The sequence below is a fragment of the Bradyrhizobium sp. AUGA SZCCT0169 genome, assembly GCF_018130085.1.
In the GTDB taxonomy this organism is placed as follows: domain Bacteria; phylum Pseudomonadota; class Alphaproteobacteria; order Rhizobiales; family Xanthobacteraceae; genus Bradyrhizobium.
In genome coordinates this window covers 188,772-214,152 of sequence record NZ_JAFCMC010000008.1, presented here as the reverse complement: position 1 = coordinate 214,152, position 25,381 = coordinate 188,772, and the positions used below count along the sequence as shown (strand labels likewise).

At 63.0% G+C, this 25,381-nt stretch carries 25 protein-coding genes and 1 pseudogene; 16 read left to right on the top strand and 10 right to left on the bottom strand.

The window, feature by feature from the left end; all coding sequences use genetic code 11:
- The first annotated feature begins 48 nt into the window (after window positions 1-48).
- A complete protein-coding gene (locus JQ609_RS12780) occupies window positions 49-1,053 on the top strand; it encodes a zinc-binding alcohol dehydrogenase family protein (protein WP_409411175.1) in 1,005 nt (334 codons plus the stop codon).
- Between the two features lie 227 nt (window positions 1,054-1,280).
- Window positions 1,281-2,339, top strand: coding sequence for a YeeE/YedE family protein (locus JQ609_RS12775; RefSeq protein WP_312014612.1), 1,059 nt, complete (start codon window positions 1,281-1,283; stop codon window positions 2,337-2,339).
- A gap of 163 nt (window positions 2,340-2,502) precedes the next feature.
- Here JQ609_RS12775 and JQ609_RS12770 read toward each other — a convergent pair whose 3' ends face one another.
- Genes JQ609_RS12770 through JQ609_RS12760 form a run of 3 tightly spaced genes read right to left on the bottom strand, consistent with a single transcriptional unit; the run spans window position 2,503 to window position 5,935 of the window.
- Window positions 2,503-3,726, bottom strand: a complete 1,224-nt coding sequence (locus JQ609_RS12770) for a bifunctional alpha/beta hydrolase/OsmC family protein (RefSeq protein ID WP_212273671.1) — start codon at window positions 3,724-3,726, stop codon at window positions 2,503-2,505.
- A 26-nt stretch (window positions 3,727-3,752) separates the two neighbouring features.
- Window positions 3,753-4,418 carry a sulfite oxidase-like oxidoreductase gene (locus tag JQ609_RS12765; RefSeq protein ID WP_212273670.1) on the bottom strand — a complete coding sequence of 222 codons (666 nt, stop codon included), beginning with the start codon at window positions 4,416-4,418 and terminating at the stop codon, window positions 3,753-3,755.
- 50 nt (window positions 4,419-4,468) lie between these two features.
- Entirely contained in the window at window positions 4,469-5,935 is a 1,467-nt protein-coding gene (locus tag JQ609_RS12760) for an amidase (RefSeq protein WP_212210644.1), read from the bottom strand.
- Between the two features lie 52 nt (window positions 5,936-5,987).
- Between JQ609_RS12760 and JQ609_RS12755 the strand changes: the two genes are divergently transcribed.
- The gene (locus tag JQ609_RS12755) at window positions 5,988-6,839 is read left to right on the top strand and encodes an alpha/beta hydrolase (RefSeq protein WP_212273669.1); all 852 of its coding nucleotides are present in this window, start codon (window positions 5,988-5,990) and stop codon (window positions 6,837-6,839) included.
- Between the two features lie 143 nt (window positions 6,840-6,982).
- On the opposite strand, the gene JQ609_RS12750 is transcribed toward JQ609_RS12755, so the two are convergent.
- On the bottom strand, window positions 6,983-7,759 hold the full coding sequence (locus JQ609_RS12750; RefSeq protein WP_212273668.1) for an SDR family oxidoreductase: 777 nt from the start codon (window positions 7,757-7,759) through the stop codon (window positions 6,983-6,985).
- 191 nt (window positions 7,760-7,950) lie between these two features.
- On the opposite strand from JQ609_RS12750, the gene JQ609_RS12745 reads away from it, so the two are divergent.
- From JQ609_RS12745 to JQ609_RS12735, 3 genes are all read left to right on the top strand, one after another.
- A complete protein-coding gene (locus tag JQ609_RS12745; RefSeq protein WP_212273667.1) occupies window positions 7,951-9,024 on the top strand; it encodes a tartrate dehydrogenase in 1,074 nt (357 codons plus the stop codon).
- A 157-nt stretch (window positions 9,025-9,181) separates the two neighbouring features.
- Window positions 9,182-9,343, top strand: a complete 162-nt coding sequence (locus JQ609_RS12740) for a hypothetical protein (protein WP_212273666.1) — start codon at window positions 9,182-9,184, stop codon at window positions 9,341-9,343.
- 25 nt (window positions 9,344-9,368) lie between these two features.
- Window positions 9,369-9,557, top strand: coding sequence for a hypothetical protein (locus JQ609_RS12735; RefSeq protein WP_212273665.1), 189 nt, complete (start codon window positions 9,369-9,371; stop codon window positions 9,555-9,557).
- On the opposite strand, the gene JQ609_RS12730 is transcribed toward JQ609_RS12735, so the two are convergent.
- The 4 genes from JQ609_RS12730 to JQ609_RS12715 form a co-directional block, all read right to left on the bottom strand.
- A complete protein-coding gene (locus JQ609_RS12730) occupies window positions 9,524-10,231 on the bottom strand; it encodes a topoisomerase DNA-binding C4 zinc finger domain-containing protein (RefSeq protein ID WP_212273694.1) in 708 nt (235 codons plus the stop codon). The two genes, JQ609_RS12735 and JQ609_RS12730, sit on opposite strands and share 34 nt — an antisense overlap.
- Before the next feature lie 371 nt (window positions 10,232-10,602).
- A complete protein-coding gene (locus JQ609_RS12725) occupies window positions 10,603-11,517 on the bottom strand; it encodes an NAD(P)-dependent oxidoreductase (RefSeq protein WP_212273664.1) in 915 nt (304 codons plus the stop codon).
- A gap of 25 nt (window positions 11,518-11,542) precedes the next feature.
- Entirely contained in the window at window positions 11,543-12,793 is a 1,251-nt protein-coding gene (locus JQ609_RS12720; protein ID WP_212273663.1) for a Zn-dependent hydrolase, read from the bottom strand.
- Window positions 12,794-12,833: 40 nt separating this feature from the next.
- A complete protein-coding gene (locus JQ609_RS12715) occupies window positions 12,834-13,751 on the bottom strand; it encodes a LysR family transcriptional regulator (protein ID WP_212210656.1) in 918 nt (305 codons plus the stop codon).
- A gap of 119 nt (window positions 13,752-13,870) precedes the next feature.
- On the opposite strand from JQ609_RS12715, the gene JQ609_RS12710 reads away from it, so the two are divergent.
- The 6 genes from JQ609_RS12710 (at window position 13,871) to JQ609_RS12685 (ending at window position 19,320) form a co-directional block, all read left to right on the top strand.
- Window positions 13,871-14,692: a putative hydro-lyase gene (locus JQ609_RS12710; RefSeq protein WP_212273662.1), complete on the top strand. Its 822-nt coding sequence runs from the start codon at window positions 13,871-13,873 to the stop codon at window positions 14,690-14,692.
- An 82-nt stretch (window positions 14,693-14,774) separates the two neighbouring features.
- Complete coding sequence (locus tag JQ609_RS12705) at window positions 14,775-16,019, top strand: ABC transporter substrate-binding protein (RefSeq protein ID WP_212273661.1); 1,245 nt, start codon at window positions 14,775-14,777, stop codon at window positions 16,017-16,019.
- A 23-nt stretch (window positions 16,020-16,042) separates the two neighbouring features.
- Entirely contained in the window at window positions 16,043-16,921 is an 879-nt protein-coding gene (locus JQ609_RS12700) for a branched-chain amino acid ABC transporter permease (protein WP_212273660.1), read from the top strand.
- A complete protein-coding gene (locus JQ609_RS12695) occupies window positions 16,921-17,901 on the top strand; it encodes a branched-chain amino acid ABC transporter permease (protein ID WP_212210664.1) in 981 nt (326 codons plus the stop codon). The genes JQ609_RS12700 and JQ609_RS12695 overlap by 1 nt, the downstream gene beginning before the upstream one ends.
- A complete protein-coding gene (locus JQ609_RS12690) occupies window positions 17,898-18,632 on the top strand; it encodes an ABC transporter ATP-binding protein (protein WP_212273659.1) in 735 nt (244 codons plus the stop codon). The genes JQ609_RS12695 and JQ609_RS12690 overlap by 4 nt, the downstream gene beginning before the upstream one ends.
- The gene (locus tag JQ609_RS12685; RefSeq protein ID WP_192737287.1) at window positions 18,616-19,320 is read left to right on the top strand and encodes an ABC transporter ATP-binding protein; all 705 of its coding nucleotides are present in this window, start codon (window positions 18,616-18,618) and stop codon (window positions 19,318-19,320) included. Before JQ609_RS12690 ends, JQ609_RS12685 begins: the two co-directional genes overlap by 17 nt.
- A gap of 83 nt (window positions 19,321-19,403) precedes the next feature.
- Here JQ609_RS12685 and JQ609_RS12680 read toward each other — a convergent pair whose 3' ends face one another.
- A complete protein-coding gene (locus tag JQ609_RS12680; protein ID WP_212210670.1) occupies window positions 19,404-19,670 on the bottom strand; it encodes a hypothetical protein in 267 nt (88 codons plus the stop codon).
- A 19-nt stretch (window positions 19,671-19,689) separates the two neighbouring features.
- Complete coding sequence (locus tag JQ609_RS12675; protein WP_212273658.1) at window positions 19,690-20,346, bottom strand: aldolase; 657 nt, start codon at window positions 20,344-20,346, stop codon at window positions 19,690-19,692.
- A gap of 36 nt (window positions 20,347-20,382) precedes the next feature.
- On the opposite strand from JQ609_RS12675, the gene ltnD reads away from it, so the two are divergent.
- From ltnD to JQ609_RS12655, 4 genes and pseudogenes are all read left to right on the top strand, one after another.
- Window positions 20,383-21,375, top strand: a complete 993-nt coding sequence (gene ltnD, locus JQ609_RS12670) for an L-threonate dehydrogenase (RefSeq protein WP_249127911.1) — start codon at window positions 20,383-20,385, stop codon at window positions 21,373-21,375.
- Between the two features lie 22 nt (window positions 21,376-21,397).
- Entirely contained in the window at window positions 21,398-22,180 is a 783-nt protein-coding gene (otnI, locus tag JQ609_RS12665; protein ID WP_212210674.1) for a 2-oxo-tetronate isomerase, read from the top strand.
- Window positions 22,177-23,454, top strand: a complete 1,278-nt coding sequence (gene otnK / locus JQ609_RS12660; protein ID WP_212273657.1) for a 3-oxo-tetronate kinase — start codon at window positions 22,177-22,179, stop codon at window positions 23,452-23,454. Before otnI ends, otnK begins: the two co-directional genes overlap by 4 nt.
- A 186-nt stretch (window positions 23,455-23,640) precedes the next feature.
- Window positions 23,641-25,331: pseudogene (locus tag JQ609_RS12655) on the top strand (methyl-accepting chemotaxis protein).
- Window positions 25,332-25,381: the final 50 nt, after the last annotated feature.

The following is a 25,381-nucleotide window of genomic DNA, read 5'->3' as shown; positions in this document are numbered from 1 at the left end:
GTTCGGCGCCAAAGAACGCGCTCAAATGAAAAGACGCTGGAGTTCCTGTTGAAATCTGAAGGTCAATCGATCAACGCCCGCTGCGTCCGTCTGCCGGCGAAAGTCGCCGACGCTGCCTCGCTCGCGCCCGTCGTCGAGACCCACACGCTGTCGCGCGGCGCCAATGATCTGCTGATCGAAGTCAAGGCTGCCGCCGTCAATCCGTCCGACGTGAAGGCCGCCACTGGCCTGATGCCCTATGCGGTGTTTCCGCGGACGCCGGGCCGCGACTATGCCGGCGTCGTGATCGACGGACCCGCGGGATCGATCGGGCGGGACGTGTTCGGCTCGTCCGGCGATCTCGGCATTCGCCGTGACGGCACCCATGCCACGCATCTCGTGGTCGAAGCCGATGCCGTGGTGGAGAAGCCCAAAAGCATTTCGTGGGAGGAGGCCGCCGGTATCGGCGTTCCCTTTGTGACCGCGATGGAAGGGCTGCGTCGCGCCGGCATTCCCAAAGCCGGCGAGACCGTGCTGGTCATGGGCGTCAACGGCAAGGTCGGGCAGGCCGCGGTGCAGATCGCAAGCTGGCACGGCGCGCGCGTGATCGGCGTGGTGCGCAAGGACGAACTTTATGAAGGCCACGCCAATTCGAAGGTCGAAATCATCAACGCTTCCGTGACTGACGTCGCGGCGCGTGTGCGCGAACTCACCGACGGCAAGGGCGCCGACATCGTGTTCAACACCGTCGGCGATCCCTATTTTCAGGCGGCGCATCAATCGCTGGCGCTGCGCGGGCGGCAGATCCTGATCGCAGCCGTCGACCGCATCGTGCAGTTCAACATTCTGGAGTTCTATCGCGGCCAGCACACCTATGTCGGCATCGATACGCTCGGCCTGTCGTCGGTCGCAACCGGCGCGGTGCTCAGGGAAATCGGACCCGGCTTCGCCAGCGGGCATTTAAAACCGTTCCCGATCAAGCCGGCGGCGATCTTTTCCCTGGAACAGGCCAGGGCCGCCTTCATCGCGGTGGCGGGTTCGTCGCGCGACCGCGTGATCCTGCGGCCGGTGTAAATCCTTTCGGCCAGATATTTTTCCTCTTTATCGCGGGAACGAAACCAATCGCATTCCAGTTGGAATCGATTGTTTTATTCTCTCATTGTCGCACCGCGCGGAAGCTTCATTCTTTGTTGTCCCCCGCCGTGGACGCGCCCATGCATGCGCCGCTATAGCAGGGTGAAATCTGTAGCATATTTATGCTGTTGCGGCTGATAACGCCGAACGCTCCAAGGGAAAATGCCGTGGAAGGCCCTGCCAATATTGTCGTGCTGAGCGGATTGCTGATCGGCCTCGTCTATGGCGCGGTCGCTCTGTTGAGCGGCTTTTGCATGCTCTCCAGCCTGCGCGGCTGGTGGGCGGAAGGCGATGGCCGCCTGGTCCGTACCTATGCGCTCGCCATCGGCGTGAGTGTTGCAGCAACGCAGTTGCTGGCGGCCGCGGGCCTCGTCGATCTCGGCAAGTCGATCTATCTGCAACCGTCATTCTCGGCGCCGCTGATGTTTGTCGGCGGGCTGTTGTTCGGCTACGGCATGGTGATGTCGAACGGTTGTGGTTCGCGCGCGCTGGTGCTGCTCGGGCGCGGCAACCTCCGCTCCTTCGTGGTGGTGATGGTGCTCGGCATTTTTGCAATGATGACGCTGAAGGGCCTGATCGCGCCGGCGCGTATCGCGATGGTGCAGGCTTCGCAGACCACGACGACAGTGAATTCGGTGCCGGCGCTGTTGTCGGCGCTCGGCCTCAGCGAAATCACGGCGCGCATGCTGGCGGCGTCCGCCGTCAGCGCGGCGCTGATCATCTTCGCGTTCGGGCACGCGCCATTCCGGAAATCGCCGGGCCAGGTGGCTGCCGGTTTTGTGATCGGCATTCTGGTGGCGAGCGGCTGGTTCGCGAGCGGCTATCTCGGCGCCGATGATTTCAATCCGACGCCGGTGGTGTCGCTGACCTTCATCGCGCCGATCGCGGATGCCTTGCAATATGTCATGCTGTCGACGGGATCGACGCTGAACTTCGGCATTGCCACGGTCGGCGGCGTGCTCGCCGGCAGCCTGATCACGGCACTGGCGACCGGACGTTTCCACCTGGAAGGTTATCAATCGCCGCGCCACATGCTGCGCTCGGGCGGCGGCGCCGCGCTGATGGGCGCCGGCGGCGTGATGGCGTTCGGCTGCTCGATCGGGCAGGGACTGACAGGGTTTTCGACGCTGGCGCTGGCCTCGTTCATCGCGGTCGCCGGCATCCTGGTCGGCACCGCGCTAGGCTTGCGCGGCGCGCTCCGTGTACGTCCGCTGGCAACGGCTTGAAAATCGATGTCGTCCCGGGATTGACCCGGGGCCCATACGCCGTGTCCTTTCGGTGAGAGCACCGGCGTTAAATACCTTCTTAATCAACTAAAGCCACGGCGTATGGGTCCCCCGATGCGCAATTGCGCATCTGAGCTCAAGGCCGGGACGACGACTTCGCTTTTTACTCCGCAGCCTTGGTCACGATCCGGATTTCCGATGTCAGCGTCCGGTGCACCGGGCACTTGTCGGCAATTTCCATCAATCGCTTGCGCTGATCGGCGTCGAGCGCGCCCTCGATCGAGATCACCCGGTCGATCTGGTCGAGCATGCCGACGCGGGTTTCGCATTCGGCGCAGTCTTCCGCATGGATCTTCTTGTGCTGCAGCGTCACCGTGACGCGATCGAGCGGCAGCGATTTGCGGTCGGCATACATCCGCATCGTCATTGAGGTGCAGGCGCCAAGGCCCGCGAGCACGAAATCATACGGCCCGGGCCCGGAGTCCTCGCCGCCGGCGGCGACGGGTTCGTCGGCCAGCATCTGGTGCGACCCCGACGTGACGGTCTGCTGGAATTTGCCGGCGCGGGTCTCGCGCACCACGACATTGCGCGGTACCTCGCCGCGTTCGGCGGCCGGTTGAGCTGGAAGCGGTTCGACATAGCGTTCGGCCCAGGCGGCAATGACGTCGGCGACATACGCGGAATCGCGCTTGTTGCTGAGCAGATGATCGGCGCCGAACAGCGACACGAAACTTTTCGGATGTTTTGCAGCGACAAAAATATTGGTCGCGTTATCGATCCCGACCGTGTCATCGGTCGGCGAATGCATGATCAACAGCGCCTTGTGCAATTTGGCGACATGCGCCATCAGGCCATGTTCGGCGATATCGTCGAGGAATTCACGTTTGATGTGAAAGGGGCGTCCGGCGAGCTGAACCTCGATCTTGCCCTGGGTGCGAATGTCCTCGACGCGATCCTTGAAGAAATGGGTGACGTGTGCGGGATCGGAGGGCGCGGCAATGGTGACGACCGCCCTGGCATCGGGGATTTGTCCGGCGGCGGCGAGGATTGCGGCACCGCCGAGGCTGTGGCCGATCAGGATCGCCGGAGCCTGCCGGGTGTCGCGCAGATGATCGGCGGCGTGGACGAGATCGGCGACGTTCGAGGTAAAGGTCGAGTTGGCGAAATCGCCTTCGCTGGAGCCCAAGCCTGTGAAGTCGAACCGCAGCACGGCGATGCCGCGAGCGGTGAGCGCAGTCGCGATGCGTTTGGCCGCCAGCACATCCTTGCCGCAGGTGAAACAATGGGCGAACAACGCATAGGCCTGGATGGCGCCGTCGGGTTTGTCCAGCGCCGCGGCAAGCTGATGGCCGCCTTCACCGGTGAATTGAAAGCGTTCGGTCGGCACGGGCATTCTCCCTTGGCTCTAAGGCGTCAATCGCTGGAATAACGCTGCTCCGCCCACGGGTCGCCGCGGTTGTGATAGCCGCGGACTTCCCAATAGCCCGGCGCATCCTTATCGAGGAATTCGATGCTCTGCAGCCATTTGGCGCTCTTCCAGAAATAGAGATGCGGCACCACCAGCCGCACCGGGCCGCCATGGTCCTGCTCCAGCGGCTGGCCGGACCAGCTGTGGGCGAGCAGGGCATCCTCGGCGGCGAAATCTTCCAGTGCAAGGTTGGTGGTGTAGCCGTCATGCGAATGCAGCACCACGAAACGCGCCTCGTCGCGCGGCCGGCACGCCATCAGCAGGTCGCGGGTCGAAAGCCCCTCCCATTGATTGTCGTAGCGCGACCAGGTGGTGACGCAATGAATGTCGGACAGGAATTGCGTCTGCGGTTGCGCGCTGAACTCGGCAAAATTCCAGAAGATCGGGTTTTCGACCGCGCCGTAAACGTCGAGCCGCCAGCGCTCGCGCGAAATGCTCGGCGTCAGGCCGAGGTCGAGCACCGGCCAGTCGCGCGTCAGATGCTGGCCCGGCGGCAGGCGCTGGTCCTCGGGACGGGTGATCTTTCCGGTAAGGAACTTTCCTTCGCGCGCCCAGCGTTCCTTGCTGCGTGTCAGCTTGCTCTCCGGCGGCGGCTCGGGGTCGTCGGTCATATCGGAACCTCATTCGTGACGATGCATCGACGATTTGAGGGAGAAATACATTACCTCGGCGCGCGCGGCTCGATCGGCGTGGTGCCGCGCACGCCCAGAATGTCTTCCAGCACCTTCGCGCCGGCGAGAAGTTTTGCTTCGGCCCGTGGCTTGGCCACCATCTGCAGTCCGACCGGCAGGCCCGAGGCCGTAAAGCCGCACGGCAGCGACAGCGCGGGGCAACACACCAGCGTGATCGCGTAGACGATGCCGAGCCATTCGACATAATTGTCGAACTTTTTGCCGGCGCATTCGGCGACGTAGCGGTTCTCGACCGGGAACGGCGCCACGATGGTGGCAGGCGCCAGCAGCAGATCGTACTTGTCAAAAAACTCCAGCGTGCGCGCGGTCATCGCGACGCGCTGCGCTTCGGCGCGCTCGAGCTGCTCGACGGTCAGCTTGAGGCCTTCCTCGATGTTCCAGATCACTTCGGGCTTGAGCTGGTCGCGCTTGGTGCGCAGCAGCTGCGCCTTGCTCAGCGCAAAGTCGAACGCGCGCAGCACGTGGAAACATTCATGGGCCTCGCGGAGGTCCGGATGCGCTTCCTCGACGATGACCCCGGCTTCCGCGAAACGCTGCGCCGCCTTGCGGGTGACCGCGGCAACTTCGGGATCGACCGGCGTGATGCCGAGATCAGGCGAATAGGCGATGCGCTTCGGCTTGCTGCCCGCGCGCACCGCGGACAGGAACGAATTTGGTAGCACCGGCAGCGACAAGGGATCGCCGGGATGTTCGCCGCTCATCGCATCGAGCAGCAGGGCTACGTCCTCGACATTGCGCGCCATCGGGCCGTTGACCCCGAGATTGCGATCGACGGCGGCCGCAAGCGTATGCGCGACGCGGCCGATGCTCGGCCGCAGCCCGACGATGCCGCAGAAGCTGGCGGGGTTGCGTAAGCTGCCGCCCATGTCGGAGCCGTGGGCGAGCCAGGCTGTTCCGGTGGCGAGCGCCACCGCCGCACCGCCCGAGGAGCCGGCGGCGGAGCGGGAAGTATCCCAGGGATTGCGCGTCGCGCCGAACACTTCGTTGAACGTGTTGGCGCCGGCGCCGAATTCCGGCGTGTTTGACTTGGCGTAGATCACGCCGCCGTTGTTTTCGAGATGCTCGACCAGAATGTCCGATTTCGCCGGGATGTTATCCTTGTAGATCGGCGAGCCCTGCGTGGTCAGCACACCCTCGACCGCTGTGAGGTCCTTGATCGGGATCGGCAGGCCTGCGAGCAGGCCGCGCTCGCCGACCGGCTTTTTCATCAGCGCCCGGGCACGGTCGCGGGCGCGGTCGAAGCACAGCGTCGGCAGTGCGTTGACGGGCCCGTCGACTTCAGCGATCCGCTTTTCCAGCACGTCGAGCAGATCGAGTGGCGTGACTTCACCCGCTCTCAGCTTGCCAACGATGGCACACGCCGTCTCTCTCACCAGCCCCTGATCAGCCACTTTGCCCTCCGCGGTTTCTTGGTCGTGAATGGTGCTGTAGAACATTTTTTGGCAAAGTGGAAACCCGCCCACGTCGTGGCTGCACTGGAGATTTGGAATGCCGGTATTGTTTTCTGCGCTGGACTGGCGCGCCATGAGCCAGCAAGACCGCGATCTCGGCTTCAATAATGGCGTCGCCGTGCCCGGCAGCGTCGAGCTGGTCGCGGGCTGGGAGCAGCGCTCCGCCGACATGCGCAAGCGCTTCCCCGACCAACTCGACCTCCGCTATGGCCCGCGCGAGCGCAACCGGATCGATTTCCTGAAAGCCGCCGACAAGGCGCCGACGCTGCTGTTCATCCACGGCGGCTATTGGCAGACCCGCGCCAAGGAGGCCTTTACGGTGTTCGCCGAAGGCCCGATGGCGCATGGCATCAATGTGGCGCTGATCGGCTACACGCTGGCGCCCGATGCGACGCTCGACGAGATCGTCGCCGAAATCCATTCCGGCATCGATTATCTCACCGGGCAATTGCCCGAGCTCGGTGCGGCCTCTGACGACATCGTGGTATCAGGCTGGTCCGCCGGCGGCCATCTCACCTCGATGGCGCTGTCGCATCCGAGGGTGAGGGGCGGGATGGCGATATCAGGCATCTTTGACCTCGAGCCGATCAGGCACAGCTATCTCAACGAGAAACTGAAGGTCGACGAGGCGACGTCGCGCCGCAACTCGCCGATGGTGATGGCAGGCGGTCCGCTCAAGCCGCTGTCGCTGGTAGCCGGCAGCGCCGAGCTGCCGCTGCTGCGCAAGCAAACCGCCGACTTCGCCGGCCACCGCGCCAGGCATGGATTGCCCGTGACCTATGAGGAGATTCCCGGCGCCGACCATTTTACGATCATGCACGAGATGCTGTCGCCGACGGGGAGGATCACGACGCTGATAAGGCAGTTGTTTGAAAGGACGGCGGGCTGACGTCATCGTGAGGTGCGAGCCTCTTCGGCGAGCCTCGAAGGATGAAAGGAACAGGTGCCCGCTGCCCATCCTTCGAGGCGCGCAAGAGCGCGCACCTACGGGTGACGGCGGAGTATCGGGTGGCGTTGACGTGTTGATCGCCTCTACCCCCACCCCGCACTGATCCCGCCGTCCACCGTATAGATCACGCCCGATGTATACCCTGATCGATCCGACGCCAGAAACGCCATCAAGTCGCCGATCTCGCGGGCATGGGCGGGGCGGCCGAGCGGCAGGCCTTTCTGGAATTCCTTGTAGCGGTTCTCGTCGTCGAACTGGTTTTTGGCGCGGGTCTTCAGCAGCGTGACGTGGCGGTCGGTGCCGACGGGGCCGGGGTTGATGCCGACCACGCGGATGTTGTCGGCGAGGCTCTTGCCGCCTAATGCACGCGTGAACGCCATCAAGGCCGCATTGCCCGCGCTGCCGCAGATATAATTCGCATCGAATTTTTCGCCGGCCGCACCGATGTCGTTGACGATGACGCCGTGGCCGCGCGCCTTCATCTGCGCATAAACCGCGCGGGTCAGGTTGATGTAGCCGAACACTTTCAGTTCCCAGGCGTGACGCCAGGTCGCCTCGTCGATCTTGTCGATCGAGCCGCCCGGAATATCGCCGGCATTGTTGACGAGGATGTCGATATCCGACGTATCCTTCACCAGCTTCTCGATGTCGGCCGGGTTGCGCAGGTCGACGACATGCACCGAGGCGTCGATCTGGTGGGCCGAGCGCAGCCGGTCGGCGAGCGTCTTCAATTGCGCGCCGTTGCGGGCGGCCAGCCTGATGTCGCAGCCTTCCTCGGCGAAAGCCTCGGCCGCGGCGGCGCCAATGCCCTTGGAGGCGCCGGTGATCAGGACGCGCTTGCCGCGCAAATGCAGATCCATGGGAATACTCGCTTGCTGGGATGGTATCTCGGGAAGGCCAGCGAAATTGGTAGGCGGTCGGCACGTCGGCGGTCAACATTGCACTGCAGCGTTGCACCCGCGCGCCGTTTGGTCCATTGCAAGGCCATCAACCGGCCGTGTCTGGGGCATGGCACACGACCCAAAGAGCAAGCCACCCAAGGATTTCAAGGATGAGCAAAAAAACCTATCGGATCGCGGTCATTCCCGGCGACGGCATCGGCAAGGAAGTGGTGCCGGAGGGCCTGCGCGTTCTTGAGGCGGCCGCGAAGAAGCACGGCGTGGCCGTGCATTTCGACCATTTCGACTTCGCCTCCTGGGACTATTACGAAAAGCACGGCGAGATGATGCCGGAGGACTGGAAGGCCAAGATCGGCAAGCACGACGCGATCTACTTCGGCGCGGTGGGCTGGCCGGCCAAAATCCCCGATCACATTTCCTTGTGGGGCTCGCTGATCAAGTTCCGCAGGGAGTTCGACCAGTACGTCAATCTGCGCCCGGTGCGCCTGATGCCCGGCGTGCCGTCGCCGCTCGCGAACCGCAAGCCCGGCGATATCGATTTCTGGGTGGTGCGTGAAAACACCGAAGGCGAATATTCTTCCGTCGGCGGACGCATGTTCCCGGATACCGACCGTGAATTCGTCACCCAGCAGACGGTGATGACGCGCGTCGGCGTCGATCGCATTCTCAACTTCGCATTCGATCTTGCAGCGTCACGCCCGAAGCAGCATCTGACCTCGGCGACCAAATCCAACGGCATCTCGATCACGATGCCCTATTGGGACGAGCGCGTGGAGGCGATGGCGAAGAACTATCCCAAGGTGAAGTGGGACAAGTACCACATCGACATCCTCACCGCGAATTTCGTGCTGCATCCGGACTGGTTCGACGTCGTGGTCGGCTCCAATCTGTTCGGCGATATTCTCTCCGATCTCGGTCCGGCCTGCACCGGCACCATCGGCATCGCGCCGTCAGGCAACATCAATCCGGAAGGCAATTTCCCGTCGGTGTTCGAGCCGGTGCACGGCTCGGCGCCCGATATCGCCGGGCAGGGCATCGCCAACCCGATCGGCATGATCTGGTCGGGCGCGATGATGCTGGAGCATCTCGGCGAGAAGGAAGCGGCGGCCTCGATCGTCGGCGCCATCGAGCGCACGCTCGGCGAACGCACGCTGCGCACCAGGGATCTCGGCGGCAACGCGGACACGACCGCGTGCGGCAAGGCGGTCGCGGATATGGTGGATTGATCACGTTTCCCTCTCCCTTTATGGGGAGCCGAGACGAGCGAAGCTCGCTCTTGGGTGGACGCGATGCGCAGCATCGCCGACGGGTGAGAGGTCTGTCTCCGCGGATGCAAACCTCTCATCCGGCGTGGAATTGGTCCACGGACTTGAGCTCGAAGCGATGGAGTTCGCCATCGAGCTGATGCACACATCGAAGGCGTTCCACAGCACGGTCTGCAAGCGCCTTGAAATCATCTCACACGAAGACATCGACACGCAGGGCGACCCGGCCATCGTACCCTTTTGTCGCCACCGCCGTCGCGCAGGCGATGAAGTGGTATGACGCGGAGAAGATGGGAAAATCGAGAATGGCAATCGGCAAAGCGATCACGTTGATGTGCCGCGCGCGCAAGAGCCGCGAGGGCGATCACTTCGCTGCGACCATCGGGCTGCGGTTGCTGTTTGAAGGCTTTACCAGCGTCATCAACAAGACCGCGCCAGCGTCATCGCGGCCCAAACATTTCTATATTGAACGTGAGTACGTACAATTCGGATAGTTTGAGCATCCATAGAACACTCCGAACTTCCCGTTGCGCTTTACCAAACTTCCAACACAGCCTTCCGCTGGACATTTTTCAACAGTTTTCGGTTCTTTTGCGGATAGACGGCGATCAATATATTTCTGACGCTTAAAGGTCCAAGGGTGAACATTATCCTCATACGCCCAAATTCCCCGCTTGTTCCTCTGAGCAACTTCCAAAGCTTCAAAATATATCTCATCAGGCCCGTATCGTTCGAGAACCCAAGCCCAACCATTCAGCAGCATCTCAATCTCAATATTTCCTGTCAGATATAACGAATGATTGCTGACCATAGAAGCCGGATATCGATCACCCAAATATGGAACAGCGACAATCCGCCCATGCCGATCCAGCGATTTGCCTGTATCCATCTTGGTCAGGATATCAATCCAAACTTTTCGCCCTCCGATCAAAGCAGTGAGAAACTCTCTCGCTTCACGACCACCTCTTTGCTCAAGCTCTGGAGCATCGACAAAGCCAAATCGAATTGTGGCTTCGAATTCCGTGTGGTCTTTTGGATTATCCGTCAGTTGACAAAGGGCGATCTTGGTGAGGAACCCATCACCATCAAACACTTTCAATACAGGAACCTCAATCGCAGTCGGTGAAGCTACGTCTTCGAAAAACGCAAGTTGATCAGGATCATTCATGACCGGGCTTTTGCTTCGCGAGAGCCGCGCAAGGCGCGCTGGCTACTAACTTAGAATATCCCACTCGCATCGTGATTGTCAGCGCGTGCCAAACCGTTGCGATTGCAAGCCATCGTCAGGCGATCAGGCACCGCCTGCGCATGGCAAGAGGGGGCGTCAGCCGTCAAGGGAAAGGCCGCACTAAGCCCGCCAGTGCGCCGGGGACCACAGGCAGGGCCGAGCGAGGCGGCCACGTGCCATCGGCTACCGGGACCGCTGCGGCAAGGAACCTCGTACAAGGGACACTATACGGACACCGATTTCCGTTTTGCCCGCTATCTCAATCGATTACACAGGGTCCATATTCCCACAAGGGGAGACGAAGAAGGCTCCTACTTCCCCTTCGCGATCCGCCGGCAGTGCTCCAGCGCCGCCCCGATCAAGTTCTCGCTGGCCTCCGGCGTGCGGAACGCGGAATGCGCCGACAGCGTGACGTTGGGCAGCTTGGTTAGCGGATGATCCGCCGGCAGCGGTTCGATGTTGAAGACGTCGAGGCCGGCGTGACGGATCTGGCCTGATTTCAGGGCCTCGATCATCGCTTCCTCGTCGACGATGGCGCCGCGCGCAGTGTTGACGAGGATGACGCCGGGCTTCATCGCCTCGATGCAGGCGGCCGAGACCAGCCCGCGGGTCTCGTCGTTGAGCAACAGGTGAATCGAGATCACGTCGCTCTCGGTCAAGAGCTCATCGAGTTCGACGAACTCGACCTTCGGATGCTTCTTGGGCGACCGGTTCCAGGTGATCACGCGCATGCCGCTGCCGAGCGCGATCCGCGCGACTTCGGCGGCGATGCCGCCGAAGCCGATCAGCCCCAGCGTCTTGCCGGTCAGTTGCATGGCGTCATCGCGCAGCCAGTTGCCGGCGCGGATCCCGCGATCCATGCTGGCGAGGCCGCGCGCGCCTTCCCACATCAGCGCGATGGCGCATTCGGCAACGGCGGTATCGCCATAGCCCTTGATCAGGTGCACTTCGATGCCGAGCTGGCTAAGCTCTTCCGGGTTCATGTAGCTGCGCGCGCCGGTGCCGAGGAACACCACGTGCTTCAACCCGGTACACTTCTTCGCAATCTCGGTCGGCAGCGCGGTGTGGTCCACGACAGCGATTTCGGCGCCATCGAGGATCTTTGGATATTGCTCCGAGGTGATGTCGGGATCCCGGTGGATAAGCACCTCGGGATCACCGGGCTTTTGCAGCCGCTCGAAGATCACGGCCAGGGATTCATTGGCATCGACAAAAACACCGCGCACGGCAGTCCCTCCGGTTTTGATTATTTTATGACGCCACGCCGGCAAGCGCCAGCACGGTATGCATCAGGACGTTGGCGCCGGCGGTGCAATCGGCCTGCGTGGCGTCTTCCAGTTCGTTGTGGCTGATACCGTCCTTGCAGGGCACGAACACCATCGCCGCCGGCATCACGGTGTTGAGGTTGCAGGCGTCGTGGCCGGCGCCGGAGGTGATGCGGCGATGCGAGTAGCCGAGCGCGGTGGCGGCGTTTTCGACCGCGTCGACCAGCTTCGGATCGAAATGGGTCGGCGGCTTGCGCCAGACCAGATCGAGCTTGACGTCGACCTTGCGGCGGGCCGCGATCTCCGCAATCGCCGCGCGCAAATCCCTGTCCAGCGCGTCCATGATCGCGGCGTCCGCGCTGCGGCAATCCATCGTAAAGGCGATTTCGCCGGGAATGACGTTGCGCGAGGGATTGGCGATCACGGCCTCGCCGATGGTGCCGACCGCCTTCGGGCCGTGCTTCCTGGCGGTCGCTTCCATCGCCAGCACGATTTCCGACAGCGTCGCCAGTGCGTCGCGTCGCAGCGGCATCGGCGTCGAACCGGCATGACTTTCGAACCCGGTGATCTTGCCGTCGTACCAGAGCACGCCCTGGCCGGAATCGACCACGCCGATAGTCTTGTTCTCGGCTTCGAGGATCGGGCCTTGCTCGATATGCAGTTCGACGAAGCTGGAGAATTTCTGGCGGCCCACCGGGCTCTCGCCGCGATAGCCGATGCTGTCCAGCGCCTGCGCCACCGTCACGCCCTCGGCATCCTTGCGCGACAGAATGTCGTCGGTGGTGAAATCACCGACATAGGCGGCGGACGCCATCATCGCCGGCGCAAAACGCGAGCCTTCTTCATTGGTCCAGTTGCAGATGCAGATCGGCGTCTCGGTCTCGATCCCGGCATCGTTGAGGGTGCGAACCATCTCCAGCGCAGCGAGCGTGCCGAGTATGCCGTCGAACTTTCCGCCGGTGGGCTGGGTATCGAGATGGGAACCGACCCCGATCGGCGCCTTCGACATGTCGCGCCCCTTGCGCAGGCCGAACATCGAGCCGAGCGCGTCGACGTGAACCTCGAGGCCAGCGGATTCGCAGGCTTTCCGGAACCAGTCGCGGACCAGCTTGTCCTCAGGTCCCAGCGTCAGTCGCCGCACGCCGCCTTTCGGCGTTGCACCGAATTTGGCGGTTTCATGAATGGTGTCCCACAGCCGGGCGGAATCGATTTGCAGGTTGGATGCGATCTTGGTCATTGAGCCATTCCGGTCTTGATTGATGCTCACCCGATCCGCTTCAATGACGCGCCTGCAGCGGCGCGTCAACAACGACGCCGCCCTGCGCGAGCGAGGCCGCCAATTCAGCCACCCGTTCGACCGCGACCGTGTCGGGGGAGGTCAGCCAGCTCGCCGAAAACGTCAATAGCGGCATCTGCAGGTTGGTCGACAGCAAGTGCAGCCTTCCATCGGCGATTTCGTTTTCGACAATCGCCGTCGGAACGACGGCAATGCCGAGGCCTTCGATCGCCATATGCTTGACCGTACCCAGCGAGGCGCTGGCGTGCAGGCGCATCGGCGGCAGGTCGGGCCGGTTGAACAGCGAACGGACGATCTCGTAAGGCGGCGTCTTGCGTGGAAAGGTGATGATGGGAAATTTGGCGAGGTCATGCACCGTCAGCCGCTCCTTGCCCAGCCCGAGCGAAGGACTGGCAAGAAATCCGACCGAATAGTCGCACAGCACCCGGTTGCTGATGGTCGGCCCCGTCACCGGCCCGAGCAGGAACGCGAGTTCGATCTCCTGCGCCAGCAGCCGGTTGCGCAAATTCGAGGTGATGTCGACCTCGATCTCGAGCGAAAGGTTGGGGTAGGTGTGATTGACGCGCTTGATCAGCTGCGTGAGGAACGTGTGCACGATGGTCTCGGCGACGCCGAGCCGGAGCACGCCGCGCATCGCCGAATGGTCGCCGACAACCGCCAGCATTTCCGAGCGTAGTCCGATCAGTTTCTCGGCATAGACCATCAATTGCCGGCCGTTCGGTGTCGGCATCACCATGCGGCGCTCGCGCTGTAACAATCTGACGCCCACCTCCCGTTCGAGCTGGGCGATCCGCTGCGAGATGGCGGGTTGCGTGGTGTTGAGCTTCTGCGCGGCACCACGGAAGCTCCCGAGCGTTACCACCCACATGAAGGTCTCAATTGCCTTGAAATCAACCATGCACCCTCTGCCCGCAGATTGATAAACTGGATTTATCCATCTTGATTAAAAATCACGATTAGACATTATCATAGCCATATGCGGGAGTGGATGTCGACCTGATTGGAGCTGTTGCAACGATGACCAGCTTGGCAAGAACGGAACGACCCGGTCTCGATACGGCGAATTTATCGCCCAGCGTCGCTGCCCGGCATGCCTGCCGTACCGGTATGGCCGCCACCACGGCCGGCGTCGCCAACGGCTTCGTGCAGGGCAATCTGGTGATCCTGCCGGAAAAGCTGGCGGCGGCGTTTCACCGGTTCTGCCAGCTCAATCCCAAACCGTGCCCGATCATCGGCATGTCCGATGTCGGTGATTTCAGAATTCCCTCGCTCGGCCTCGATCTCGACATCCGCACCGACCTGCCGCGCTACCGCGTCTGGCGCGACGGCGAAGTGGTGGAAGAGCCGACCGACATTACCGCGCATTGGCGCGACGACCTGGTGGCGTTCGTGATCGGATGCTCCTATTCATTCGAGGAAGCGTTGCTGGCGGACGGGCTGCCGATCCGCCACATCGAGCGCAAGCTGCGCGTGCCGATGTACCGCACCAGTATCGCCTGCGGCGCGGCGGGCCCGTTCGCGGGGCCGATGGTGGTGTCGATGCGGCCGTTCAAACCGGCCGATGCGATCCGCGCCGTACAGATCACCTCGCGCTTTCCTTCGGTGCACGGTGCGCCGGTTCATCTCGGTCATCCGCATGCGATCGGGATTGCCGATATCAACAAGCCCGACTACGGCGATGCGGTGCCGGTCGGGGACGACGAGATTCCGGTGTTCTGGGCCTGCGGTGTGACGCCGCAATCGGTGATCGCGGCCGCCAGGCTGCCGTTTGCGATCACGCACGCGCCCGGATTGATGCTGGTGACCGATCTGCAGAACAAGGCGCTTGCCGTGCTTTGATGCAGATGGTGCCGATCATTGAGGCTTTACCGTAACCGCTAACCGCTTCATCGAAGTCAGCCGTTCAAAAGGGGGATTTGCAATGACGATCACGCGCCGCAATGTATTGCTTGGAGCCACCGCTGCCGCCGCTCTCGCGCCGATCGCGGCCCGCGCGCAAACGTCCGAAGTGGTGATCGGCGTCACTTACCCGATGTCCGGCGCCAACGCGCAGATCGGCGTCGACGCGCAGCACGCCTATGTGACCGCCACCGACATCATCAACAACAAGCATGATTTCGAGCTGCCGCTGGCAAAGGATGCCGGACTGCCTGGCCTCGGCGGCGCCAAGATCCGCCTCGTGTTCGCCGACCATCAGGGCGATCCCCAGAAGGGCCGCGCCGAAGCCGAGCGCCTGATCACGCAGGAGAAAGTCTGCGCCATCATCGGTAGCTACCAGAGCTCGGTGGCGGTCACCATCAGCCAGATCTGCGAGCGCTATCAGACCCCGTTTGTCTCGGCTGACAACTCGTCGCCGAGCCTGCATACCCGTGGCCTGAAATTCTTCTTCCGCGCCGCGCCCCATGATGAAATGTTCACCAAGGCGATGTTCGACTTCTACGAGGCCATGAAGAAGAAGGGTACCAAGATCGAGACGCTGGCCCTGTTCCACGAGGACACGATCTTCGGAACCGACTCCGCGAACGCACAGATCAAGCTTGCCAAGGAGCTCGGCTACAAGATCGTTGCTGACATCAAGTACCGTTCCAATTCGCCGTCGCTGTCGGCGGAGGTCCAGCAGCTCAAGTCGGCGAATGCCGACGTGCTGATGCCCTCGAGCTACACCACCGACGGTATCATGCTGGTCAAGACCATGGCCGAACTCGGCTACAAGCCGAAGGCGATCGTGGCGCAGGCCGCGGGCTTTTCCGAGAAGGCGCTGTACGACGCGGTCGGCGACAAGCTCGAGGGCGTCATTACCCGCGGCAGCTTCTCGCTGGATCTCGCCGTCAAGCGGCCGATGGTCGGCAAGATCAACGATTTGTTCAAGGCGAAGTCGGGCAAGGATCTGAACGACAACACCTCGCGCGAATTCATGGGCCTGATCGTGCTCGCGGACGCCATCAATCGCGCCAAGTCGACCGACGGTGAAAAGATCCGCGCGGCGCTGGCCGCGACCGAAATCCCGGGCGAGCAGACCATCATGCCATGGAAGCGCGTGAAGTTCGACGAAATGGGCCAGAACAACGACGCCGATCCGGTGCTGCTGCAGTATATCGGCGGCAAGTTCGTCACCATCTCCCCGCCGCAAGGCGCGGTCGCCGAGGCCGTCTGGCCGATGAAGTAACGGGCGGACACGGGGGCGGGGACATGACAGCCGAGACCATTATCCAGAGTCTGGCGAGCGGCCTTTTGATGGGGCTGCTCTACGGGCTGATTGCGGTCGGCCTCGCGCTGATCTTCGGCCTGATGGACGTCGTGAATTTCGCCCACGGCGAATTCCTGATGATCGCGATGTACGCGTCGTTCTTCCTGTTTGCGTTCTTTGCGATCGATCCATTGTTGGCGGCGCCGCTGGTCGCGGCGGCGTTGTTCGCCTTTGGCGCCGTGGTCTATCTCCTGATCGTACGCTTCGCGGTCAGGGCCAAGGCCAACGCCGGCATGGTGCAGATCTTCTCCACCTTCGGGCTTGCGATCGTGATGCGCGGCGTGGCGCAGTTCTTCTTCACGCCGGATTACCGCAGCGTCACCCATTCCTGGTTCGGCGGCAAAACCGTCTCGATCGGCGGCATCTTCCTGCCGCAGCCGCAACTGATCGGCGCGGCGGTGGCGATGCTGGCCTTTGGCGGGCTCTATTACTTTATTCACCGCACCGATTTTGGCCGCGCGCTCGAAGCCACCCGCGAGGATGCCGGCGCCGTGGCGCTGGTCGGTATCGACAAGAACCGCGTGTTCGCGCTGGGCTGGGGGCTCGGTGCGGCGATGGTGGGTCTCGCCGGCGCCATCATGTCGATCTTCTTCTACATTTATCCCGACGTCGGTGCGTCGTTTGCGCTGATTGCCTACGTCACGGTGGCGCTGGGCGGCTTCGGCAGCGTGTTTGGCGCCTTTGCCGGCGGCATCATCGTCGGCCTGGTTGAAGCCACCACCGCACTGATCCTGCCGCCGTCACTGAAGTCGGTCGGCATCTATGCGGTTTATCTCCTGGTCGTGTTCGTGCGGCCGCGCGGTCTGTTCGGGTCGATGTGATGGATACGGATTTCGCAAAACGCCGCCGCCGCGACCTGATCCTCGCATTCTGCCTCGCCGCCATCGCCGCGATCGTACCGCTGTTCGTCAAGGACTCCTACGTCCAGAACATCATGGTGCTGACGCTGATGTGGGCGGCGCTGTCGCAAAGCTGGAATATCCTCTCCGGCTATTGCGGACAGATCTCGCTCGGCCACGCGCTGTATTTCGGGATTGGCGCCTATACCACGACGCTGCTGTTCACCAAGTTCGGCGTCCTGCCGTGGTTCGGTATGCTCGGCGGCGGCCTGATATCGGCTGTCATCGCGATGGGCCTGGGCTATCCCTGCTTCCGCCTGCGCGGGCATTATTTCGCGATCGCCACCATCGTCATTGCCGAGATCGGGCTCTTGCTGTTCCACAACTGGGATTGGGCGGGCGCGGCACTGGGCATCGAGATTCCCGTGCGCGGCGACAGCTGGCTCAAATTCCAGTTCGCGCGCAGCAAGCTGCCGTATTTCTACTTTGCGCTGGCGCTGGCCTGCGTCGCCTGGTTCGTCACCTGGTGGCTGGAGGATTCCAAATGGGGCTATTGGTGGCGCGCGGTGAAGGACAATCCGGACGCCGCTGAAAGCCTTGGGGTCGTCGTGTTCAATTCCAAGATGGGCGCAGCCGCGGTATCGGCGTTTCTGGTCGCGGTCGGCGGCAGCTTCTATGCGCAGTTCGTCTCCTATATCGATCCCGAGAGCATCATGGGCTTTCACATCTCGCTGCTGATGGCGCTGCCCGCGGTGCTGGGAGGCATCGGTACGCTGTGGGGGCCGATGCTGGGGGCCGTCATCCTGATTCCGCTCACGGAATTGACGCGGTCCTACGCCGGCGGCTCCGGCCGCGGTGTTGACCTGATCGTCTATGGCGGCCTGATCATCGCGATCTCGCTGGCGCGGCCGCAGGGGCTGGTCGGTCTGTTCTCGCCCGCGCGCAAGGAGGCGAAGCAATGAGCACGCCCTTGCTGGAAACGCGCGGGGTCTGGCAGCGCTTCGGCGGTCTCGTCGCCAACAGTGACGTCTCGATTTCGGTCGGGCGCGGCGAAATCGTCGGCTTGATCGGGCCGAACGGCGCCGGCAAATCGACGCTGTTCAATCTGATCGCAGGCGTGCTGCCGCCCACCCAAGGCTCGATCTGGTTCGACGGCGAAGACGTCACCGCGCTCCCCGCAGCCGAGCGCTGCGTGCGCGGCGTCGCCCGGACCTTTCAGGTCGTGAAAAGCTTCGAGACCATGACCGTGATCGACAACGTCATTGTCGGCGCGCTGGTTAGAAACACCGTGATGCGCGTGGCGCGGCGCAAAGCCCATGAGGTGCTGGATTTTTGCGGCCTGGCCGGACGCGCCAATGTGCTCGCCAGCGATCTGGTCCCGTCGGAAAAACGCCGCCTCGAGGTGGCGCGCGCGCTGGCAACCGAACCGAAACTGCTGCTGCTCGACGAATGCCTGACCGGCCTGACCCCGCTCGAGGCCCAGACCGGCGTCGAACTGGTACGCAAGGTGCGCGACACCGGCGTTACCATTCTGATGGTCGAGCACGTCATGGAAATCGTGATGCCGCTGGTCGACCGCGCCATCGTGCTCGATCTCGGCAAGGTGCTGGTCGAGGGCAAGCCCGCCGACGTCGTTCGCGATCCGAAAGTCATCACCGCCTATCTGGGGGATCGTCATGCTGTCGGTGCATGAAGTCACCACCGCCTATCAGGGGCTGGTCGCGATCTCGGCGGTCACGATCGAGGTCGCCAAGGGCGAGGTCGTCTGCGTCGCCGGCGCCAACGGGGCCGGCAAGTCGACGCTTTTGAAATCGATCGCCGGCGCCGAGCGTCCGCGTTCCGGTACCGTCACCTTCGACGGCGAGCGGATCGACGGCCTGGCGCAGCATGTCATCACCTCGCGCGGCATCGCCTATGTGCCGGAAAACCGCCGGCTGTTTCCGCGGCTCTCGGTGCGCGACAATCTGCGGCTCGGCAGTTACCTCTATCGCGGCGAAGCGGACCGCGAAGCGCCGCTGGATTTGGTGTTCAAGCTGTTCCCTCGGCTGTCGGAGCGGCTGGATCAGCGCGCCGAAACGCTGTCCGGCGGTGAGCAGCAGATGCTGGCGATCGGCCGCGCGCTGATGACGCGGCCGCGGCTGTTGATGCTCGATGAGCCCTCGCAAGGCATCATGCCGAAACTGGTCGATGAAATCTTCCAGGCCGTGAAGCGCATCCGCGACACCGGGATGACCGTCTTGATCGTCGAACAGCGCATGGCCGAGTGCCTCGAAATCGCCGACCGCGCCTACATCCTGCAAACCGGCCGCGTGCTGATGCAGGGCAGCGCCGCGGAGATCCGGACCAATCCGGATGTGCGGAAGGCGTATCTGGGATTGTAGGGTGGATTAGCCGAAGGCGTAATCCACCGTTCGCTCTCGACGAAAGAGGTGGGTTACGGCTTCGCCTAACCCACCCTACGGACCTACCGGATAACCTCGACCTTCGCCGCCATATCAGGCGCGCGGCCGACGCGGTAGTTCGCATTGCTGCACCTGAGAACCCACACTTCGCGGTCTGGCTTCGAGCGCTTGGCGTCCTTTTTCGCGCCGAGCGCCTTGTCGCAGGAAAAACCCTGCGTGCGGATCTGGGCCGCCAGCATGCTTTGCACAGTCTCTTGGGCCTGCGCGGTCGATCCAGTCCAACCGCTCAAGAACAGAACTCCGAAGGCGAAACCGATGTATTTGAACATGTGCGTCCTCCGCAAAAGATCAGTGATTGTGGTCCGGCAGCGTCAATCCAAACGTTTTAGTCAGATCCGCCACCTGTTCCGGCGACAGATATCGCGGATTGAGTCCGCGCAGCAGCAGATACAGTTTCGCCGTCTCTTCCAGTTCCTCGATCGCGAACACGGCCGCTTCCAGCGTGTCGCCTGAAACCACCGGGCCGTGGTTGGCGAGCAGCACGGATGAATACTTTCCGGCGAGCCCCTTGATCGCGTCCGCCACCGCGGGATCGCCGGGCCGGAAATACGGCACCAATGCGGTGTGGCCGCATTTCATCAGGTAATAGGGCGTCATCGGCGGTAATGCGGCGCGGGGATCGATCTCCGGCAGCATCGACAGCGCCACCGAATGGGTCGAGTGCAGGTGCACCACGGCGCGCGCAGCGCTGCGGGTTTGATAGAGGGCGGTGTGCAGCGGCACTTCCTTGGTCGGGGCGTCGCCGGACACCAGCTTGCCGTCGGGCCCTAACCGCGACATCCTGTTGGGATCGAGCGAGCCGAGCGAGGCGTTGGTCGGGGTCACCAGCCAGCCGCCATCGTCGAGCCTGACGCTGATATTGCCCGAGGAGCCCGGCGTCAGCCCGCGCTCGAACAGCGAGCGGCCGAGACGGCAGATTTCCTCGCGAATTCTGGTTTGGCTCATGGATAAAACCCTGTTCCTCCGGTCTTTTCTCACGCTTTGGCAGCGCGGCCAAGCCGTGATACCCAGAGGCAAAGCCGCAAGGATCAGACTCCAAGAGCACAAGGAAACGCCACAATGCCAGAATCCGCAAAACCGCGCGCCGCCGTCATCGGGCTGGGCTCGATGGGCTTTGGCATGGCCACCTCGCTGCGCCGCGCCGGGTTCGAGGTGACCGGGTGCGATGTCTCGGCCGAGTCCGTCGCGCGCTTCGTGGCCGATGGCGGCCACGGTGCCAAGACCCCGGCGGAAGCTGCCAAGGCGGCCGATATCGTCGTCAGCGTCGTCGTCAATGCCGCGCAAACCGAAACCATCCTGTTTGGCGCTGACGGTGTTGCGGAGACCCTGGCCAAGGGCGCGGTGTTCATCTCCTCCGCCACCATGGACCCCGATGTAGCCCGGCGGCTGGCCAAACAGCTGGAGGCGACGGGACGGCTTTATCTCGATGCCCCGATCTCCGGCGGCGCGCAGCGCGCGGCGCAGGGCGAACTCACCATCCTGGCCTCGGGCAGTGCGGCCGCGTTCGCCAAGGCACGCCCGGCGCTGGATGCGATGGCGACAAAACTTTATGAACTTGGCGATGCCGCCGGGCAGGGCGCCGCGTTCAAGATGATCAACCAGCTATTGGCCGGCGTGCACATCGCCGCAGCTTCCGAAGCGATCACGTTTGCCGCCAAGCAGGGCCTCGACATCAAAAAGGTCTATGAGGTGATCACAGCCTCCGCCGGCAATTCCTGGATGTTCGAGAACCGGATGCCGCATGTGCTCGACGGCGACTACGCGCCGCGCAGTGCGGTGGAGATTTTCGTCAAAGACCTCGGCATCATCCAGGACATGGCGCGCTCGGCGAAATTTCCGGTGCCGGTCGCCGCCGCGGCGTTGCAGATGTTCCTGATGACGGCGGCCTCCGGCATGGGCCGCGACGACGACGCCTCAGTGGCGCGGATGTATGCCCGCGTCACCGGCACGCATCTGCCGGGTGAGCCGAAGTAATTAAGCAGGAAGAGGACAGCACATGCCCCGCTTTGCCGCCAATCTCACCATGATGTTCAACGAGGTCCCGTTCCTCGATCGCTTCGACGCCGCCGCGAAAGCCGGCTTCACCGCCGTGGAATTCCTGTTTCCCTACGAGTACCCGGCCGACGAGGTAGGCTCGCGGCTCAAGGGCGCCGGGTTGACGCAGGCGCTGTTCAACCTACCGCCGGGCGACTGGAACGCCGGCGAAAAGGGATTCGCGGCGCTGCCGGAACGTTTTGAAGATCTCAAGAAGAGCCTGCAGACCGCGCTACCCTATGCGCAGGCGACCGGCGTCAAGCGGCTGCATCTGATGGCGGGGATTGCCGACCGCGGCGACCGCAAGGCGGTGGAAGCGTTCTATAAGTCAATAGCGTGGGCGGCCGAGTTCTTCGCGCCACATGGCCTCGACGTGGTGATCGAGCCGATCAATTCGCGCAACGTGCCGGGTTACTTCCTCAACGACTTCCTGTTCGCGCGCGATCTGATCACCGAGTTGAAGATTCCCAACCTGAAACTGCAGTTCGACATCTACCACTGCCAGATCATCCATGGCGACGTCACCATGCGGCTGCGCGAGATGATGCCGATAACAGGCCATATCCAGATCGCCAGCATCCCCTCGCGCAACGAACCCGACGGCGAGGAGCTGAACTATCCGTTCCTGTTCGCTGAGCTCGACCGGCTTGGCTATGGCGGCTTTGTCGGCTGCGAATACAACCCGCGCGGCAACACCACCGACGGCCTCGGCTGGTTCAAACCCTACGCCGGAGCAAAATCGTGAAACTGTCTTTGGGCTGCATCGCCGACGACTACACCGGAGCCTCCGACCTCGCGAACACGCTGACGCGCTGCGGCCTGCGCACGGTGCAGACCATCGGCGTGCCCTCTGACGATCTCGCGCTGCCGGAGGTCGACGCGGTCGTGGTGTCGCTCAAAAGCCGCTCGATCGAGGCGGGCTTGGCCGTCACCAGATCGCGGTCAGCAGAAAAATGGCTGCGCGGCCGTGGCGCTGATCATGTGCTGTTCAAGATCTGCTCGACCTTCGATTCCACCGACGCCGGCAATATCGGTCCCGTGATGGATGCGCTGTGCGCTGACTCCGGCGATGCCATCGTGCTGGTGACGCCGGCGTTTCCGGAAACCGGCCGCACCGTCTATCAGGGCAATCTGTTCGTCGGCGCCGTGCCGCTGAACGAAAGCCCGCTGAAGGATCATCCGCTCAACCCGATGCATGATTCCAATCTGGTGCGGGTGCTGGCGCGCCAGAGCCAGACGAAAGTCGGACTGGTCGACCTTGCGACACTCGCGCGCGGGGAAGCTTCCGTCCGCGCGCGTCTTGCCGATCTCGCCGGCAAAGGCATTGGCGCGGCCGTCATCGACGCGGTGTTCGACCGCGATCTGGAAACCATCGGCAACGTCGCGCTGGATCATCGACTGTCGGTCGGCGCCTCCGGCATCGGGCTCGGCCTCGCGCGGGCGTTGGTCGCTTCCGGCAAGGTCAGATCCAACGTGGCAGAGGCGAACGCCGATGCGCCGGTCGGCGGACCGGCGGCGTGCCTGGCCGGCAGCTGTTCGCAGGCAACCTTGCTGCAGATTGCCAATGCCGAAAAGGCGATGCCGGTTCTGCATCTCGATCCCGACCGCGTCGTCGCGGGTCCCGACGAAGCGCGACGTGCGTTGGCGTGGGCAAAGGATCGAATCGGTGACGGCCCGCTGCTGATCGCGAGCAGCTCGACGCCGGATCAGGTTGCAGCCCTGCAATCCTGGCATGGCCGCGATGCAGCTGGACATGCCATCGAGCAGGCGATGGCAGACATCGCAAACGGATTGGTGCAGTCCGGCGTGCGCCGGTTGGTCGTCGCAGGTGGTGAAACTTCAGGCGCCGTGGTCGATCGGCTGGGGATTCCCGGCTTCCTCGTCGGCGCGGAAATCGCTGCAGGCGTGCCGGTTCTGCGCGCGGTGGGCGCGAAAGACGGCGAGATGCTGCTTGCACTGAAATCGGGAAATTTCGGCGGCGCCGAATTCTTTTCCGACGCACTCAAGCTGATGCGCTGATCGTCCTACGCCATTCATTTCTCAAAGACTTCTGTCGCGTACCGTATTTTTACGGTGCGCCAAATTAACACAACCTGAGAACGAATAAGATTCTGCTGCGTGCAAGGCGTCCTTCCGCCCGAATGACTCACCGCCTCGTCGCAATCGGCGCGTCTCCCGCGCCCAAAACCAAGAGATTCCAAACCAATGCTCGCGAAGTACTCGATCCGCGCCAAAATCATCACCGTCGTCGCCTTCCTGCTGGTCGCGATGACGGGCATGGGCCTGCTGGCCGTCCGCAACATGCGGGCTATCAACGCCAACACCGTCGACATCGCGACCAGCTGGATGCCGAGCGTCCGGGTGCTGGGTGACCTGCGCGCCGGCGTCATTACCTACCGCAATGTGATCCGCGAGCACATGCTGGTCGGAACGCTGGAAGGAAAGCTGGCGCAGGAAAAGACCCTGGCGAGCGTGGTCGAGAGCAACACCAAGATCCGTGCCCTCTACGAGCCCATGATCACCTCTCCGGAGGAGCGTGCGCTGTACAAGGAATGGTCCGATCTCTGGGACAAGTACAAGGCGGGTACACAGGAAGTGATGGCGCTGTCGCGCGCGGCCGCCGGCAAATTTCCAGCAGAGGCGCATGAATTGAACTCCAAGACCGTCAACAAGATCGGGCTCGAGGCCGACGCCGTCCTGCGCAAGGACATCGACCTCAACAACGCCGGTGCCGACAAGGCGGCCCAGGATGCGGCTGGCAGCTACGCGTCCGCCTTCATGATGCTGGCCGTGATCCTCGGCGTCTCCGTCATCATCGGTATTGCCGTCAGTATCTATCTGGTTCGCGACGTCTCAACCGGCATCGCTTCCATCGTCACCCCGATGCAGGCGCTGGGCAACGGCGACCTCAGCGCGGAAGTTCCGCATCAGGCTGAGAAGACCGAAATCGGCGCCATGGCAGACACCTTGCAGGTATTCAAGCAGGCGCTGATCGCGAAGAAAGCCGCCGACGAAGCCGCGGCCCTCGACGCCGAAGCCAAGATCGAGCGCGGCCGCCGGGTCGACGGCGTCACCCGCAATTTCGAATCTGTCATCGGCGAGATCGTTCAGACCGTGTCCGCAGCTTCGACGCAGCTCGAAGCCTCGGCCGGCACACTGTCGGCGACCGCCGAGCGTTCGCAGTCGCTGACGACAGCGGTGGCTGCGGCCTCCGAGGAAGCTTCCACCAACGTGCAGTCGGTGGCGTCGGCGACCGAAGAACTGTCGTCATCGGTCAACGAGATCAGCCGCCAAGTGCAGGAATCGGCGCGCATGGCGACCGACGCTGTCGGCCAAGCCCGCGTCACCAACGACCGGGTCAGCGAATTGTCGAAGGCGGCGAGCCGGATCGGCGACGTCGTCGAATTGATCAACACCATCGCAGGCCAGACCAATTTGCTGGCGCTTAATGCCACCATCGAGGCGGCGCGCGCCGGCGGAGCCGGCCGCGGCTTCGCCGTCGTGGCGTCGGAAGTGAAGGCGCTGGCCGAGCAGACCGCGAAGGCGACCGGCGAGATCGGCCAGCAGATATCGGGCATCCAGGCCGCGACCCAGGAGTCGGTCAACGCAATCCAGGAAATCAGCGGCACAATCGAGCGGCTGTCGGAGATCTCCTCGACCATCGCCGCCGCGGTGGAAGAGCAGGGTGCCGCGACACAGGAAATCTCGCGCAACGTGCAGCAGGCGGCGCAAGGCACCCAGCAGGTCTCCTCTACATCACCGACGTGCAGCGCGGCGCGAGCGAAACCGGCTCGGCCTCCTCGCAGGTGTTGTCGGCGGCGCGGTCGCTGTCCGGCGACAGCAACCGTCTCAAGCTCGAAGTCGGCAAGTTCCTGGATTCGGTCCGGGCAGCCTGACGCCCGGCCGATCACCGGCGAAGAGCCCGGCTCCCAACAGAGCCGGGCTT